This window comes from Lacihabitans sp. LS3-19 (assembly GCF_024343575.1).
In the GTDB taxonomy this organism is placed as follows: Bacteria; Bacteroidota; Bacteroidia; order Cytophagales; family Spirosomataceae; genus Leadbetterella.
Map to the genome: position 1 here is coordinate 85,529 of NZ_RJUA01000005.1, position 16,189 is coordinate 101,717.

Below are 16,189 nucleotides of genomic sequence, written 5' to 3' on the forward strand. Positions count from 1 at the left end.
ATGAAAGTAACTGAGATTGTAGGGTTTAAAAGAGCGAATCTCGGTCGTCAGTCTGCTCAAGAACTTCGTGCTGAAGGCATGGTTCCTGGTATTCTGTATGGCGGAGAAGAGCAAATTTCTTTTTATGCTCCTGCTTATTTATTCCGTCCATTAATTTTCACTACAGAAGCTTATGAAGTGAAACTGACGATTGATGGCAAAGAATACACTGCTATTCTTCAAGACAAGCAATTCCACCCAGTAAATGACCTTTTGGTTCATGTGGATTTATTAGAAATCACTCCAGATAAAGTAATCACTACCTACATTCCTATCAAATTGACAGGTGTGGCAATTGGTGCTAAGCAAGGAGGTAAGTTGGTTCAAACTATGAGAAAACTTAGAGTAAAAGGACCAGCTAAGGCTATTCCAAACTTTGTAAACTTAGATGTTACAAATCTTGGTCTAGGAAAAGCAATTAAAGTAAAAGCGATAGTGCTTCCTGAATTAACAATTCTTGATTCTGAGGCAAATCCTGTAGCTAGTGTAACTATACCTCGTGCATTGAGAGGTACATTGACAGCGGCTTCTTAAGTTATTTATTGCTTAGAAATATAGAAAGAGCTCCAATAAGGAGCTCTTTTTTTTGGTTTTTGTTCGAATTCCTTGTTATACTTTACCTACTCGATACGTTAGTTGCTACCAATTCCACCTGAATGGTGTAATCAACATGATCCAACCCACTATTATAATTGACAGTGCTTGTAAATGTTTTAATGCTATTCAAGGTAAGATTTGACAAGTTAATAGTAAAATTCCCAATTGGGTCTGAATCATTTCCTATTGAATCTGAATCGAATAAACCCACTTGAACACTTGAATTAAACCACACCGAGCGGCCACAATACCAAACATCTCCATCCTGCATGGACATATAATCATAGGTGGGGTAATAATAGCTTTTACCTTCTCCATCAGCCTGAAATTTAAAATAAACCTCATTGGCATTACCAACCCCATCTGATTGTGTATTATTACAAGTCACACTTTTTATTATCAAAAAATTACTCTTTACAGGTTGATATGCTGGCTTCAGAAAACCATCTCCAGCTCCTGATTGTGAGCCAATAATAAAGGTATAACATTCCTGTTCGTCAATTCCGTCCTCTTCACCTATGCCAACTTCTACTGTAACTCCTAATAAATCGTCATCATCCTCACCTTTATATACTATTTTGCCAGCAAGTTCACCCACAACTCCACCATCAGCTTCGGTTGCCCATGCGTAACCACCTAGGCATGAGGGGGAATTGGTCCATAAACCAAACTGAACCCCAACCAAAGCACCTTCATCGATGCCTTCGTCCAACGCGACCGTTATAAACTCAGAAGAAGCCAAACCTTTGTTGTCACCAACACCTATGGCTAAACCAATCGTTGCGGCAATACCAATAATTAATTCAGCCTCAATATTTAAACCTATTGAAAAACTTCCAGCATCCAAGCCAGTCTGCTCCAATAGCTCTTTTAAAAGTTTAAATGCTCCGCTATTCAAAATTCCACTGATCTTTTGCCTTACCCCATTAAGGTCTGACTTACTTATATCTGTTTCGAGCACTTTTCCTTCGGGAGTTGCTAAATATTCTTTCCAAGCTTTCGCTGCCTCCTCAAAAATCTTTTTCTTACTTTCCGAAATCTCAACTTTACTTGATTTCATAGTTCCTTTTTTAAATCCTTGTACCACTTCGGCATAAGGAGATAATTCTACACTTATTTGATTGTTCATGACTGTAAGTTTATTTAAGAAGATTGTAAGAAACTGAATAATTTGCCCCATTTCTGTTGGTCAATTGAATAACTCCTGACCCTAGACCTAATGTTCCCGCTGCAAAATCAATACTTTGGAGATAAGTTGCCAAATTCGGGTCGTAGCTCAAATCCTCATCCCATAGGGTTACTAATACTTCGTAATCGTAATTTAGGGTTTGATTTATGGACCACGTATCACCTTTTTCCATAGGATGATTTGTATTAATACTTGCCGGAATTCTTATAGGAAGTCCAGCGTCGCTTTGGCAAATTAAATAGACTTCGTCATGACCCGACTCTGAGGTGCCATGACACGTAATGCTTGTGATTGTAATAGAATGCTTGTTCATTTCAATAAGTTAAATTTTAAAAAATTTAGATAACTGTCGAACTCAATCAAATCACTCAAAAAATACCTCAATTCAACTCAATTATAAAATGACCCATCTAATGGGGCATGCAAACGGAGATTTATGAAAGGAACTTACTTTAGAACAATTGACAATTAATGGCCTGATTGAATTGACATCACAAAAGTGAAATCAAATAAAAGGAATGTTGTGGGTAAAAATACTTGATTTGAAAAACAGGTATTTTCGTTGTACCGTTGGATAATTTTTTGGGATGATTTTGTGATTAAAACGAATGAAATTTTGAATTTAGTTTTTATTTGAAGAAATACTAACAGACAAAGTTACAGAGATTCACCAACCGCGGTTTCAATTCCTCCATACCTTCCACAGCTGTTTTTTGAATAAATTCAACATTTTTTGTATTAAAAGAATAGTTCGGCGTTGACGGATCTACAACAAATTTTGGAACATCAATTTCTACATAGCCTATTAAACCAGCGGCAGGATAAACTTGTAAACTTGTACCTATAACTATAAAAATATCTGCATTTAAACATAAGTCAGCTGCTGTTTTTATCAAAGGAACCATTTCACCAAACCACACTATATGTGGTCTCAATTGGCTTCCATCTTCTGCAATTTCTCCAAGTTGGATTGCCTTATCTCCTATATCAAAAACCAAACTCTCCGTCTTTTCACTTCTGACTTTTGACAATTCTCCATGCAAATGTAAAACATTACTAGAACCAGCTTTTTCATGTAATCCATCCACGTTTTGGGTGATTATTCTAACATCAAAATGCTCCTCTAACTCCGCTAAAATCTCGTGACCTCTGTTAGGTTTTGCTTCAAATGCTTGCTTTCTTCGTTCATTATAAAAATCTAAAACCAATTGTGGATTTCTTTTCCAACCTTCAGGCGTGGCCACTTCTTCAATCGCATAATTTTCCCAAAGACCGCCCATGTCTCTAAAAGTCTTCAATCCACTTTCGGCACTCATGCCAGCACCTGTCAATACCACCAATTTCTTTTTCATATTCTTATATAAGGCTGAATTATTACCAAGCCTTTTTAATCAAGCTAACCAACAATTTACACTGTAAAAATATAAATTAGTTTTTATTTACAAATTAAAGCTCATAAAAAAAGCACTGAAAATCAGTGCTTTAAAAATTTATCTTTTCGATTTATCCTTCTGCTAGTTTGAGGCAATCTTCGAGCGTAAGTTCCTCAGGAACAGTTCCTTTCGGTATCTTCACATTCCTTTTCCCAACCTGAATATAAGGACCATATCGTCCATTCAAAACCTTCACTTTGTCGTTTTCGGGAAACTCCCTAATTATCTTTTTTGCAGCGGCCTCTTTTTGTTCAACTATTATTTCTCCAACCCTTTTATCGTCGATTGTTAAAGGATCTTCGGTTTTGCCTATATTATAATAAACTGTGCCATGTTTGATATAAGGGCCAAAACGACCTTTATTAATAATTACAGGCAATCCATCAAAATCAGCCATATCTCTAGGCAAAGAGTTATCGGCCCCGCTCATTTTAGCTGCGATTATTTCGATAGCTCTTTCTTTCGTTACAGCCAAAGGATCCTCTGTTTTTTCTAAATTATAATACTTACCGTTATATAATATATATGGACCATAGCGTCCTTCGTTTACCACAATAGCATTACCTTCATACAAACCCAACTCTAAAGGCAATTTAGGTCCTTGAAGTATGGCCAAGGCTTCTTCAAAAGTTATACTAGAAATTATTGTGCCTTTTTTGATAGAAACAAATGCTGGTTTATCTTCGTCAGTAGCCTCACCTACTTGCAAATATGGACCAAATCTACCAATCTTTGCAAAAACCTTTTTCCCTGAATCTGGATCTACACCTAATTCATACGAACCTGCGGCTTTTGCTCCGTTTTCACCTGTTGCTTCTTCTATTTTAGCATGAAAATCATTGTAAAAATTCCCAATCATTTTTTGCCAAGAAACCTTGCCTTCGGCTACTTCGTCAAATTCATTCTCAACTTTTGCCGTAAACTTATAGTTTAAAACATCTTCAAAGTTTTCAACCAAATAATCATTTACTATGATGCCAAGGTTAGTAGGAAACAATTTAGATTTCTCTGTACCAAAATTCTCAGTTCCTACAGAACTTTTAACTTCATTGTCTTTCAAAAGAAACTCCTTATATTCTCTTTGTTGACCAGGGCGATCTTCTTTTACCACATATTCTCTTCTGATTACGGTCGAGATGGTTGGAGCATAAGTAGATGGTCTACCTATTCCTAATTCTTCCAATTTCTTTACCAAACTTGCCTCAGTATATCTTGCAGGTGGTCTTGTAAATCTTTCAGTTCCTCTCATTTGGATAAGATTCAAAGCCTGACCAACCGAAAGCGGCGGTAACATATCTTTGTTCTCTTCGTCTTCATCGTCAGAAGATTCAAGATATACTTTAAGGAAACCTTCAAATTTAATCACTTCACCTGAAGCTGTTAATTCTTCGGGTCTAGTTGAAATCGAGATTTTGGCGATAGTTCGCTCGATTATGGCATCTGCCATTTGAGAAGCTATGGCACGTTTCCATATCAAATCATATAATCTTTTCTCGTTTCTTTCGGCTCCTGCTTCGTTTACGGCAAAGTCCGTTGGTCTTATAGCTTCGTGGGCTTCTTGAGCAGATTTATCTTTTGTTTTGAAAACTCTCGCTTTAGAAAACTTCTCTCCGTAAGCATTAACGATCTGATTTTTAGCATTTTCCATCGCTTCAGCAGACAGACTAGTAGAGTCAGTACGCATATAAGTTATCTTACCAGATTCGTAAAGTTTTTGTGCCAAAGTCATTGTTTGAAGAACAGAAAAACCCAGTTTTCTAGAAGCCTCTTGCTGAAGAGTTGAAGTAGTAAAAGGTGCCGCGGGACTTTTTGTGGTAGGTTTTACCTCCAATCCAGCTATGGCATAAACCGCTGGTAAACAATCCTTCAAGAATTTTTCGGCTTCTTCTTCTTTTTCAAAGTTCTTAGATAATTCGGCAGTCAACACTTTGTTTTTTTCTACCAAAAACTGAGCAACTACCTTAAAAGATGATTTAGAATTAAAGCTTTCAATTTCTCTTTCCCTTTCTACAACTATACGAACAGTGACAGACTGAACTCTACCTGCAGAAAGGTTTTTTCTATCTCCTGCACGGATTTTTTTCCATAATACTGGTGACAACTGAAAACCAACCAATCTATCTAAAATACGTCTTGCTTGTTGGGCATTGACCAAATCAATATCTATAGTGCGTGGTATCTCGATAGCTTTATTTATCGCAGTTTTCGTTATCTCACGGAAAACAATTCGCTTTGTATCATCATCAAGACCCAATGCTTCTTTTAAATGCCAAGATATAGCCTCCCCCTCGCGGTCATCATCGGTTGCTAACCAAACTACTTTATCTTTAGCTAATTTTTTAAGTTCATTTACCACCTTAACTTTATCTGTCGAAATTTGATAAGTAGGTTCAAACTCTTTATCTACATCTACACCAAGCTCTTTATCTGGAAGGTCACGAATATGTCCAAAACTCGATTTTACGATAAAATCACTTCCCAAATAACCTTCTATGGTTTTAGCTTTAGCTGGGGACTCAACAATTACGAGATTTTTTGACATATATAATATTTGTAATAAATAAGGACTTTCATTGGCAAAATAACTACAATAAAGCCATTAAAAGAAAATTTTTTTATAAAAACCAAAATTAGACATTCAAAAACTGTAAGAAAATCATCAATTTTTAACATTAAAATATTAATTCTAAAAGAAGCAATTAAGTAAATATTCAAATATAATTTTCTTGAAATATTACCATTTGACTATACAATTCTATTTTTCATTTGAAAAAAAAACCATACAAACTCGAAAGTTTTCCTCTTTTTTGAAAAAATAATTTCTAATAAAAATCAATATTTTGGTCTGTATCTAATTAATTTTTAAATACTTAATAAAACTACACGCCTAATACTAAATATTTCGACGTGTAAAATAAAAAAAATCCTATTTCTATTTTGAAATGAATTTTGTATTTTTGAGAAAATATAATTGAATTTTAAATATTTATCCTGATGAAAGTATTTGATTTGGACATGATAAAGGCAGTATATGCCAAAATGCCTGAAAGAGTAGAAGCAGCTAAAAAGTTATTGGGCAGACCTATGACATTGGCTGAAAAGATTTTATATTCTCACCTTTGGGACAATCTTCCTGCCAAAGCGTTTGATAGATCTAAAGATTACGTAGATTTTGCTCCGGACAGAGTTGCTATGCAAGACGCAACTGCCCAAATGGCTCTTTTGCAATTTATGCAAGCTCAAAAAGACAAAGTTGCTGTGCCTTCAACTGTGCACTGTGACCACTTGATTCAAGCCAAAATTGGTGCAACGGAGGATTTGAAAACTGCAAACGAATCAAATAAAGAAGTTTATGATTTCCTTTCGTCGGTTTCTAATAAATACGGTTTGGGTTTCTGGAAACCTGGTGCTGGTATAATTCACCAAGTGGTTTTAGAAAACTACTCGTTTCCTGGTGGAATGATGATAGGTACTGACTCACATACACCTAATGCAGGTGGATTGGGAATGATAGCCATCGGTGTTGGTGGAGCTGATGCTTGCGACGTAATGGCTGGTTTGCCTTGGGAACTTAAAATGCCAAAACTAATTGGAATTAAACTTACTGGTTCATTAAAAGGTTGGGCTTCTGCAAAAGATGTGATTCTAGAAGTAGCTGGTAGACTAACCGTAAAAGGTGGTACGGGTGCTATTGTAGAGTATTTCGGTACAGGTGCTGACAAACTTTCAGCTACTGGAAAAGGTACTATTTGTAACATGGGTGCAGAGATTGGTGCTACAACTTCGGTTTTTGGGTTTGATAAGAAAATAGCAAAATATCTAACTGCAACTGGCCGTAGAAATGTGGCAATAGCTGCTGGTAGAATCAAAGAATATTTAAGACCTGACCAAGAATGTATTGATAATCCTTCTGCATATTATGATGAAGTGATAGAAATCAATTTATCTAAATTAGAGCCAAGAATCAATGGCCCTTTCACACCAGATTTGGCTTGGCCACTTTCTAAATTTGCTGCGGCGGTTAAGAAAAACAACTGGCCAGCTAAATTAGACGTAGGCTTGATTGGTTCTTGTACCAACTCTTCTTACGAAGACATGACAAGAGCTGCTTCAATAGCAAACCAAGCAGCTGAGAAGCACATTAAAGCAAAAGCAGAATACACTATCACGCCAGGTTCTGAATTGGTAAGATTCACTGCAGAAAGAGATGGTCTTTTGGCTACTTTTGGAAAAATTGGCGGTGTAGTTTTGGCTAATGCTTGTGGACCATGTATCGGCCAATGGGCCCGTCATGGAGCTGAGAAAGGCGAAAGGAACTCTATCATCACTTCGTTTAACCGTAACTTTGCTAAAAGAGCCGACGGAAACCCAAATACCCATGCTTTTGTAGCTTCTCCTGAGATTGTTACAGCGTTTGCGATTGCTGGCGACTTAACTTTCAACCCTGCCAAAGATACGCTAACTAACGAAAAAGGCGAACAAGTTAGATTGGATCCACCTTTGGGAATAGAATTGCCGCCAATGGGATTTGATGTCTTGGATGCTGGCTATCAAAAACCTGCTCGTAGTGGTAAAAATGTAAAAGTAAAAGTTAGTCCAAAATCAGACAGATTGCAGCTTTTAGACCCATTTGCTAAATGGGAAGGAACGGACTTGAAAGGCCTGAAATTATTAATAAAAGCAAAAGGAAAATGTACTACTGACCATATCTCTATGGCGGGTCCTTGGTTGAAATACCGTGGTCACTTGGACAACATTTCTAATAACCTTTTGATTGGGGCTGTAAACTTTGCAAATGACTCAACCAACAAAGTAAAAAACCAGTTGACAGGCGAATATGGCGAAGTACCAGCCGTGCAAAGAGCTTATAAAGCTGCTGGAGTGGGTTCAATAGTTGTTGGTGACGAAAACTATGGCGAGGGTTCTTCAAGAGAGCACGCAGCTATGGAGCCACGTCATTTGGGCGTAAGAGCTATCCTGGTGAAATCTTTCGCTCGTATTCATGAAACCAACCTAAAAAAACAAGGAATGTTGGCTTTGACATTTGCAAATCCTGCGGATTATGACAAAATCAAAGAAGATGATAGTTTAGATATTGTTGGTTTGACTTCTTTCGCTCCAGGTAAATCGTTGACTGTGGTAGCTAACCACTCTGATGGAACAAAAGACGAAATAGTTGTTAATCATACTTATAACGATGCTCAAATCGGCTGGTTCAAAGCTGGGGCGGCATTGAATATCATTGCAATGGAAGCTGGAAAGTAATATTTCTGGATTAGTTTTGTTGAGAATCCCTGGCTGTTGTGGCTGGGGATTTTTTTTGTGGAGGTAAACCTTAAATATTATTTTTAATAAAGAGTGAAATTTATATAATCTGTTTCCGTAATTTCATTTAACATTTCTAACATGATTATTTTTTTTCTAAGACAATCAAAAATGAGTATTAAATATGAAAATAAAATATGATAAGGAAACAGATATTTTGTATATCAAATTAAGCAGTTTACCTGTAGTTGAGTCTAATATGGAAAAAGAAGGGGTTATATTAGATTACTCCGTTGACGGACAACTGGTCGGGATAGAAGTTTTGGATGCTTCTAAATCATCTTCAAAACCAAATATCGTTGAATACGAATTGGCTTGATTTTTAGGGTTAAAAAACAAATCAACTGGTTCAAAGCTGGGGCGGCATTGAATATCATTGTAATGGAAGCTGGAAAGTAATATTTCTGGATTTTGGATTTAAGGAGAATCCTTGGCTGCGAGGCTGGGGATTTTTTTGTTGTCAATTCCAAGAAATAATATTTCAATAAAAATTAGTTTGAGCTTTAACAAAAAACAATCTCCATTTTAAATAAAAGGATACATTCTAAAGTTTATTTTTTGCGAAAACAATGGCATCATAATTGGCTTTCCTAAAATATCTAAAAAAATCGCATAATTTTAGATTTTAATAATACCATTTTTACCTTTATAAAGTAAATCGGCAATAAAAATCCGTAAAAAGTATACTAACCCCATGGATAAAGACAAAATAGACCAATTTCTCGAAAAATTAGAGAAAATTTCGGCAGTAAACTCAAAGATAAATTTTGAAATTGAAAAGCTTAGAAATGAGTTTAGTGAATCTCAGAAAAATAAGGAAACAGTAAAAGAAGAGATAATTGAAATTACTCCTGGCGTAGTTGTTTCTAAAAATACTGATAAAATTTTGGTTGAAAACCAAATAGTTGAAAAAGAAAGCATTACAGAAAAACTAATACCTAGTGTAAAAAACAACCTTGAAAAGTTCATTGGTGAAAACTTAATCAATAAAATAGGCATATTATTTACTGTAATAGGCGTATCAATAGGTGCCAAATATTCAATAGATCATGATTTAATTAGTCCTACAACTAGAATAATTCTTGGATATATAATGGGTTTGGGTTTGTTGGGTTTTGGCATTAAGCTGAAAGCCAAATACGAAAACTTCAGTGCTGTATTGGTAAGTGGCTCTATTGCAATATTATATTTAATGACTTTTGCAGCATATAGTTTTTATGGTTTATTCCCTCAAACCATTGCATTTCTACTAATGGTTGTTTTTACAATTTTCGGTATAATTGCCTCTTTAAATTATAATAGGCAAATAATAGCTTTAATTGGACTTGTGGGAGCATACACCGTTCCATTTTTATTAAGTAATGGCTCTGGAAGAGTTGACATTTTGTTTTCATATATATGTCTAATAAATCTCGGAATCCTATTTTTAGCCTTCAAAAAATCATGGAAAATACTATTTTATTCAGCATTTACATTTACTTGGTTGATATTCATTTTTTGGTTTAATTCGGATTATAAAGAAGACAATCATTTCTATTTAGCATTAGGCTTTAGTTTTATATTCTACGCTATTTTTTATGTGGCTTTTTTGGCAAATAAACTTTTGCTAAAAGAAAGATTCGAAATTTTGGATGTTGCTTTGATTCTTATTAATTCATTTATTTATTATGGTTTAGGTTATGGTATACTTAGCACTTCAAAAAGCGGAGAAGAATATTTAGGAATATTTACGGCATTAAATGCTCTAGCACATTTTATAGTTTCTAAAATCATAGAAAAACAAAAAGAATCTGAATTTAAACTTTTTCATCTCATTTTAGCATTAGTGTTTGTATTTATTACGATTGCTGTTCCAGTTCAATTAGATGGCAATTGGGTTACATTACTTTGGCTGATAGAGGCTGTCGTTTTATTTTGGTTTGGAATAAAAAAAGAAATAAGTATATATATAAAAATAAGCTATCCATTAATGGTTTTAGCATTTTTGAGTATTTTATTAGATTGGTTTGATGCTTACAATTTATACAATTCTCAAGAAAAAAATCTAACTCCAATTATGAATATCACATTTTTAACCTCTATACTTTTTTGTGTGGGTTTTGGTCTTATTTATTATTTATCAAAACCCAAGAATGAAAACGAGCTGCCTTTTGAGATAAATAAAACCTTCAAATTGTTAATACCAGGCATATTACTTTGTTCATTATTTATCACTTTTCATTTAGAAATTACTAATTTCTTCAACATTCAGTATTCAGATTCTATAATAATCCTTAAGGACAAGCAACTTTTTGAAAGGGAAATCAGCAATTATAACATAAAAAGATTAATGGATTTTTCACTTATCTGTTATTCATTGCTTTTTGCAAGTATTCTTACATTTTTCAACCTCATCAGATTTAAAAACCAAAAGCTTGCAAAAGTAGCTTTAGGTTTAAGTTTTATTGCCATTTTATATTTCCTTATCTCTGGCATTAATGTATTAAATATTCTAAAAGAAAATTACATTAACCCTTCATATCCTCAATATTACCCAATTGGATTCTCCAATTTCTTGATTAGATATATCGGTTTTGCTTTTTTATCTTTGGCTATTTTTTCAGTTTATAAAAACCTAAAAAGTGATTTAGTCGAATTTAGTAATATCAAAAATGAAACTCTATTTGATGGTATACTTTATATTTCTATTTTAATAATCGTTACATTTGAAACGCTCTCATGGTTTTCGATTCTCAATTTTTCAAACTCTACTAAACTAAGTGTGAGCATATTGTGGGGAATTTATTCATTGGTTTTAATTTCGATTGGTATTATTAAGAAAAAGAGACACCTTAGGCTTGGTGCTATCGTACTTTTTGGAGCTACTCTAATAAAATTATTCTTTTATGACATCTCGCACTTGAGTACCATTGCAAAAACCGTTGTATTTGTTTCTTTAGGCATTTTACTTTTGGTAATTTCATTTTTGTACAACAAATTCAAACACATAATTTTTGATGAAGATTAATTATAGTTTTGGCATATTCCTAGCTGTTTACCTGGCTAGTTTTCAAATTTTTAGTCAGTTCCAATACAAAAGAAAAATATTGGGAATAGAAAATGAGTGGCAAAAAATTGACCTTCCTGTCGACATACATGAAAAAACTGTAGGTAATTTTAATGATATCCGGATAATTGGTATTAAAAACATAAAAGATACAATAGAAATGCCCTTTTTGTTTTCGAATAAAATCCCTCCAAATGAGTCGGTAAATTTCAACATTATCAATACATCTAAATCTGGTGGCGAGTATTTTTTTACACTCGAATCAAAAAAACCAAAAGAGATAAATCAAATAAATTTGAAGTTTGGAAATGCCAATTTTGAATGGAATGCAGACTTTCAAGGAAGCGACGATTTAATAAATTGGTTTGAAATATTAGAAGAAATTCGTTTGGTTGGGTTAAAAAATGAAGAGGCTAATTTTCAATTTTCAAAACTTAAATTTGCCAAAAGTAAATTCAGATATTATAGAACTAAGATAAAGACAAATGTACAGCCAAACCTCATTTCGGCTACTTATGATGAGTTTTCCCAAAAATTTGATGAAACTCAAAAAACAAATGTGATTAATCTAAAAACACAGCAAAACTCTTTAAAGAAACAAACAATTATAGAGGCTGAATTAGATTTCAAATCTCCTATTAATTCTCTTAAAATAGAATTAGATAAGCCAGTTGATTATCTGCGAAATATAACCATTGAATATGAAGAAATACATTATGACAAAAAACAAAATCCCTCAAAAATATTTCAAACTGCGTATAATGGTTCTATTTCTTCTTTAAAAAAAAATGTAGTTTCCTTTGAAACCTTAATAAGCAAAAAAATAAGATTAACAATATATAATACTGACAATCAAGCTTTAAATATTAAAAACATAGAACTATTTGGTCCAAAAAACATCATTATTGCACGTTTCCAAGATCCAACTTTAGAATATTATTTGGTTTATGGAAATTCCAAAATTAGCAAGCCAAACTATGATCTCATTAATTTTTCAGACAAAATTCCAATTGAAATTTCAAATTCAGAATTGGGAAAAGAAGAAATAAATCTTCAGTTATTAGAATCCAACAAAACCGCTTTTAATTTTTCAAAATATCTCATTTGGTGCATATTATTTATCATTTTGTTAGTTGTCGCTTGGTTTTCTATACAAATGCTGAAAGAAAAACAACAAAAAGGTATTTAAGAAAATGAACCTTTGTAATTTTATGAAAAGATTTAGTACCGTTCCAAAAATCTTTTTAAATCTTAAAATTCATAAAACATGGTAAGCCTAAAAAATATCCAAATAGAAGTAGATGCGAGTTTTTTGTATGGTGTGTTGGCTCAGCACGAAGAAGACCCGAATGTAGCGAAGGTTTTTAAAGAAATGAGCGAGATAGAGCATTCGCATGCTTTGGCTTTTATGGAGAAAAACAAAATGGACACTTCTGTTTTTCCCAAACCATCCGGTCGGGCCAAGTTTTTAAATTTGATAGGTAAAACTTTTGGTTACGATTACATTTTAGGTGTCTTGTTAGATACTGAAAAATCTGTGGCCAATTCTGTAAAAAAAGCCAGAAAACAACACAATTCTACTGAATCGCTTTCAGATACAGCTCATGTGGCTATTTTGAAAAATATTTTGGTTGGCAATAAGGACATTTCGGGATCAAACTTGGCGAGGTTTGAAAAACAACACCGTTCTGTAGGAGGCAATGCCTTACGTGCTGCAGTATTGGGTGGCAATGATGGCTTGGTCTCCAATTTTAGTTTAGTGATGGGTATAGCTGGTGCCACGAATGGACAAAGCGAGGTGCTTTTGACGGGTTTGGCTGGACTTTTGGCTGGTGCTTTGTCTATGGCTTTAGGAGAATGGATTTCGGTGAAAAGTTCGCAAGAACTCTATGAAAACCAAATGGATTTGGAAATGGATGAGCTGGAAAACAACCCTGAAGGTGAAGAAAGAGAACTAGCTTTAATATTTCAAACCAAAGGAATATCTGAAGAGCAAGCCAAAGAAATGGCCAAAGAAACCATGCTCGACAAAGAAAAAGCCCACGAAATATTGATAAAAGAGGAACTTGGAATAAATGCCGAAGATTTGCAAGGCTCAGCTATGGAAGCAGCTATTTCTTCTTTTGTGATGTTTGCCATTGGAGCTATTTTGCCTGTTATTCCATTTTTCTTTTTGGGTGGCATGCAAGCAGTTTTATTGAGTGCTGCTTTTAGTGCAATTGGATTATTCTTCATAGGAAGTGTAATTACCTTATTTACAGGCAAAAGCATTTGGTATTCAGGTATGCGTCAGGTGATTTTCGGCCTTTTGGCAGCTGCGATAACTTTCGGGATAGGAAAACTTATTGGTGTTTCTATAGCTGGTTGACTTTAATTGGAACACAGATGAACACTGATTTGACATGGATTTTATATAAACAATTTCGTGAAATTTAAAATTTTACAAATTCACAAATTTGTAAAAAAAAAATTAAAAAACCGTGTGCAATCTGTCTAATCCATTTTCTGTAAGGAGAAAATTAAACCAAAAGACATTTTATCCATTTGTAAAGCTTTTTCCTTGATTCTTCATATTATTTTAGGTTAAGCTTTTTAGTTTTTGAATATTTGACATAAAAAAACATTAAATGACACCAATAAAGAATAATACGTTTCTTAAAAAAGTAAAAGATATAACAGTAAGTGGTTCACTCGCAATGTTGGTTTTGGGCACAGGTATTTATGGATGTTCGCCAAATAATACTGAAGGCGATTATGAACAATCTGAAGTTTACAACCAAGGCGTGAGAACTTATATCAAAGAAATTTCAAAAGGAGAATTTAAAATCACTGAAGAAATTATTGTACCGGCCGATAGCTCAAAAGCCTATGTTACCTATTTAGATGGGCATGAAGAAATACTTACAAAAGACCAAGCAAAAGACCTAATAGATGATGAAATCACACACAATCCTACGCGGGTTGGCCATCATAATGGATTGTCAAATGTGCTTTTATATGGTGGTTTGGGTTATTTTTTAGGCAGAACGTCTCGACCAAACTATGGTTATTATAGACCAGATTTTAGAGATCAAAGTAATAATTATACGCCATCAGGCGGCGTTAAAAATAACTCGGATATGGGAAAGTACTATTCCAATCCTGAGACATTTGCTAAATCTACAGCAGTGAATAGAAGTGTTTATCAATCTAGAACGAGAGCTGCACGCCCGAGCGGAAGTAGAAGTGTTTTTTTTGGTAGTAGAAGTAGATCTGGATTTGGAGGATGATAAAGTTAAAAACCTTAGAAAACTCCCCTTTTCAGACTCTTAAAGAGGAAGGATGGAAATGGATGTTAGGTGAGGATACACTTCCGTATGTCACAAAAGACATGGTTATTGTAAACGAAAAAACCGCCGAAGCCTATTATGATGCCGCAAACGAATTGTATGAAATGTTCATCAAAGCAGCAGAATATGTTATCAAAAATGATATATATGAAGAACTAGGTATCCCTCCTATTTTAGTTCCATTAATCAAATACAGCTGGGAAAACGATAAAGGATGGCACTTATATGGTAGATTTGATTTGGGCGGAGGAATAGACGGAAAACCAATTAAACTTATAGAATTCAATGCAGACACGGCAACTTGTATACCTGAAACTGCAATAATTCAATGGGCATCCTTAAAAGCAAACGGATTTAATGAAACTTTACAGTTTAATACTTTATATGAGTCGTTTGTAGCTGCTTTTGAATCACTGATAAAAGAAAATCCAGAATATCATCCTTCGCTTTTGATAAGTACTATGTCTGGTTTTCCAGAAGATGACACCAATATGGAGGTTTTAGCAGAGGCCGCAAAAGAAGCTGGTTTTGAAGTTGACTTCGAAAATATAGAAAAGGTAGATTTTTCAAAATCTGAAGGCATTTTCAAGCAAAATCCTGATAATGGCAGCTTTATAAAATACGATTATTGGTTTAAATTGATTCCTTGGGAGTTTATTGCTTGGGACGAACCAGAACTTTGCAAAATAATCACTGATATTTGCTTGGACAAAAAAGCTATTGTTCTTAATCCTGCATATACTTTGCTTTTTCAGTCCAAAGGAATATTGAAGGTTCTTTGGGATTTGTTTCCGAATCATCCACTTTTATTAGAAACAAAATCTAGCCCTATAAGTGGCAAAAACTGCATAGAAAAGGTGATGTTTGGCCGTGAAGGAGCCAATGTTAGAGTAATAACTGGAAATAACGAAACAATTACATTTTCAGGAGGCGAATATGCTGAACAAGCAAAAGTCTACCAAAAGTTCATAGAATTCCCGATGGATGAAAAGGGCAATTATTATCAAGCTGGGGTATTTTATGTTGGTGAAGCCTGTGGACTAGGATTTAGGAAAGGCGGCAAAATCCTAGACAATACAGCACAATTCTGCGGTCATTTGATAGAATAAGAATTGATATTGAAAAAAAACAAATATTTGAAATTCACAATCTCTTTTACTAAAAATTGAGTAAGAATTATCTCTATAAAAATTCAGAGCAAATCAGTCTTATTTCAATATTTATGTCATCA

General features: G+C 34.1%; 12 protein-coding genes. 8 read left to right on the forward strand and 4 right to left on the reverse strand.

What is annotated here, in order from left to right:
• A complete protein-coding gene (locus EGI22_RS06715; protein ID WP_255067331.1) occupies nt 1-573 on the forward strand; it encodes a 50S ribosomal protein L25 in 573 nt (190 codons plus the stop codon).
• Nucleotides 574-655: 82 nt separating this feature from the next.
• Here the strand turns inward: EGI22_RS06715 and EGI22_RS06720 are convergent, their stop codons facing one another.
• The 4 genes from EGI22_RS06720 to topA all read right to left on the reverse strand — a co-directional run bounded on the left by EGI22_RS06720 (nt 656) and on the right by topA (nt 5,800).
• Nucleotides 656-1,765 carry a hypothetical protein gene (locus tag EGI22_RS06720; protein WP_255067333.1) on the reverse strand — a complete coding sequence of 370 codons (1,110 nt, stop codon included), beginning with the start codon at nt 1,763-1,765 and terminating at the stop codon, nt 656-658.
• Nucleotides 1,766-1,775: 10 nt separating this feature from the next.
• On the reverse strand, nt 1,776-2,138 hold the full coding sequence (locus EGI22_RS06725) for a hypothetical protein (RefSeq protein ID WP_255067335.1): 363 nt from the start codon (nt 2,136-2,138) through the stop codon (nt 1,776-1,778).
• A 331-nt stretch (nt 2,139-2,469) separates the two neighbouring features.
• Complete coding sequence (locus EGI22_RS06730; protein WP_255067337.1) at nt 2,470-3,177, reverse strand: NAD-dependent deacylase; 708 nt, start codon at nt 3,175-3,177, stop codon at nt 2,470-2,472.
• A gap of 151 nt (nt 3,178-3,328) precedes the next feature.
• Entirely contained in the window at nt 3,329-5,800 is a 2,472-nt protein-coding gene (topA, locus tag EGI22_RS06735; RefSeq protein WP_255067342.1) for a type I DNA topoisomerase, read from the reverse strand.
• A gap of 452 nt (nt 5,801-6,252) precedes the next feature.
• Between topA and EGI22_RS06740 the strand changes: the two genes are divergently transcribed.
• The 7 genes from EGI22_RS06740 (at nt 6,253) to EGI22_RS06770 (ending at nt 16,067) form a co-directional block, all read left to right on the forward strand.
• Nucleotides 6,253-8,523, forward strand: a complete 2,271-nt coding sequence (locus EGI22_RS06740; protein ID WP_255067344.1) for an aconitate hydratase — start codon at nt 6,253-6,255, stop codon at nt 8,521-8,523.
• A 184-nt stretch (nt 8,524-8,707) separates the two neighbouring features.
• Nucleotides 8,708-8,902, forward strand: coding sequence for a DUF2283 domain-containing protein (locus tag EGI22_RS06745; protein WP_255067346.1), 195 nt, complete (start codon nt 8,708-8,710; stop codon nt 8,900-8,902).
• A 375-nt stretch (nt 8,903-9,277) separates the two neighbouring features.
• Nucleotides 9,278-11,590 carry a DUF2339 domain-containing protein gene (locus tag EGI22_RS06750; protein WP_255067348.1) on the forward strand — a complete coding sequence of 771 codons (2,313 nt, stop codon included), beginning with the start codon at nt 9,278-9,280 and terminating at the stop codon, nt 11,588-11,590.
• Nucleotides 11,580-12,818, forward strand: coding sequence for a DUF3999 family protein (locus tag EGI22_RS06755; RefSeq protein ID WP_255067350.1), 1,239 nt, complete (start codon nt 11,580-11,582; stop codon nt 12,816-12,818). Before EGI22_RS06750 ends, EGI22_RS06755 begins: the two co-directional genes overlap by 11 nt.
• A gap of 78 nt (nt 12,819-12,896) precedes the next feature.
• Entirely contained in the window at nt 12,897-13,997 is a 1,101-nt protein-coding gene (locus tag EGI22_RS06760; protein WP_255067352.1) for a VIT1/CCC1 transporter family protein, read from the forward strand.
• 259 nt (nt 13,998-14,256) lie between these two features.
• Nucleotides 14,257-14,898 carry a hypothetical protein gene (locus EGI22_RS06765; protein ID WP_255067353.1) on the forward strand — a complete coding sequence of 214 codons (642 nt, stop codon included), beginning with the start codon at nt 14,257-14,259 and terminating at the stop codon, nt 14,896-14,898.
• The gene (locus tag EGI22_RS06770) at nt 14,895-16,067 is read left to right on the forward strand and encodes a glutathionylspermidine synthase family protein (protein WP_255067358.1); all 1,173 of its coding nucleotides are present in this window, start codon (nt 14,895-14,897) and stop codon (nt 16,065-16,067) included. Before EGI22_RS06765 ends, EGI22_RS06770 begins: the two co-directional genes overlap by 4 nt.
• Nucleotides 16,068-16,189: the final 122 nt, after the last annotated feature.

Bases quoted from the DNA above. Each gene is read 5' to 3' on its own strand.
- EGI22_RS06715 (WP_255067331.1), top strand. From the start codon at position 1: ATGAAAGTAACTGAGATTGTAGGGTTTAAAAGAGCGAATCTCGGTCGT.
- EGI22_RS06720 (WP_255067333.1), bottom strand. From the start codon at position 1,765: ATGAACAATCAAATAAGTGTAGAATTATCTCCTTATGCCGAAGTGGTA.
- EGI22_RS06725 (WP_255067335.1), bottom strand. From the start codon at position 2,138: ATGAACAAGCATTCTATTACAATCACAAGCATTACGTGTCATGGCACC.
- EGI22_RS06730 (WP_255067337.1), bottom strand. From the start codon at position 3,177: ATGAAAAAGAAATTGGTGGTATTGACAGGTGCTGGCATGAGTGCCGAA.
- topA (WP_255067342.1), bottom strand. From the start codon at position 5,800: ATGTCAAAAAATCTCGTAATTGTTGAGTCCCCAGCTAAAGCTAAAACC.
- EGI22_RS06740 (WP_255067344.1), top strand. From the start codon at position 6,253: ATGAAAGTATTTGATTTGGACATGATAAAGGCAGTATATGCCAAAATG.
- EGI22_RS06745 (WP_255067346.1), top strand. From the start codon at position 8,708: ATGAAAATAAAATATGATAAGGAAACAGATATTTTGTATATCAAATTA.
- EGI22_RS06750 (WP_255067348.1), top strand. From the start codon at position 9,278: ATGGATAAAGACAAAATAGACCAATTTCTCGAAAAATTAGAGAAAATT.
- EGI22_RS06755 (WP_255067350.1), top strand. From the start codon at position 11,580: ATGAAGATTAATTATAGTTTTGGCATATTCCTAGCTGTTTACCTGGCT.
- EGI22_RS06760 (WP_255067352.1), top strand. From the start codon at position 12,897: ATGGTAAGCCTAAAAAATATCCAAATAGAAGTAGATGCGAGTTTTTTG.
- EGI22_RS06765 (WP_255067353.1), top strand. From the start codon at position 14,257: ATGACACCAATAAAGAATAATACGTTTCTTAAAAAAGTAAAAGATATA.
- EGI22_RS06770 (WP_255067358.1), top strand. From the start codon at position 14,895: ATGATAAAGTTAAAAACCTTAGAAAACTCCCCTTTTCAGACTCTTAAA.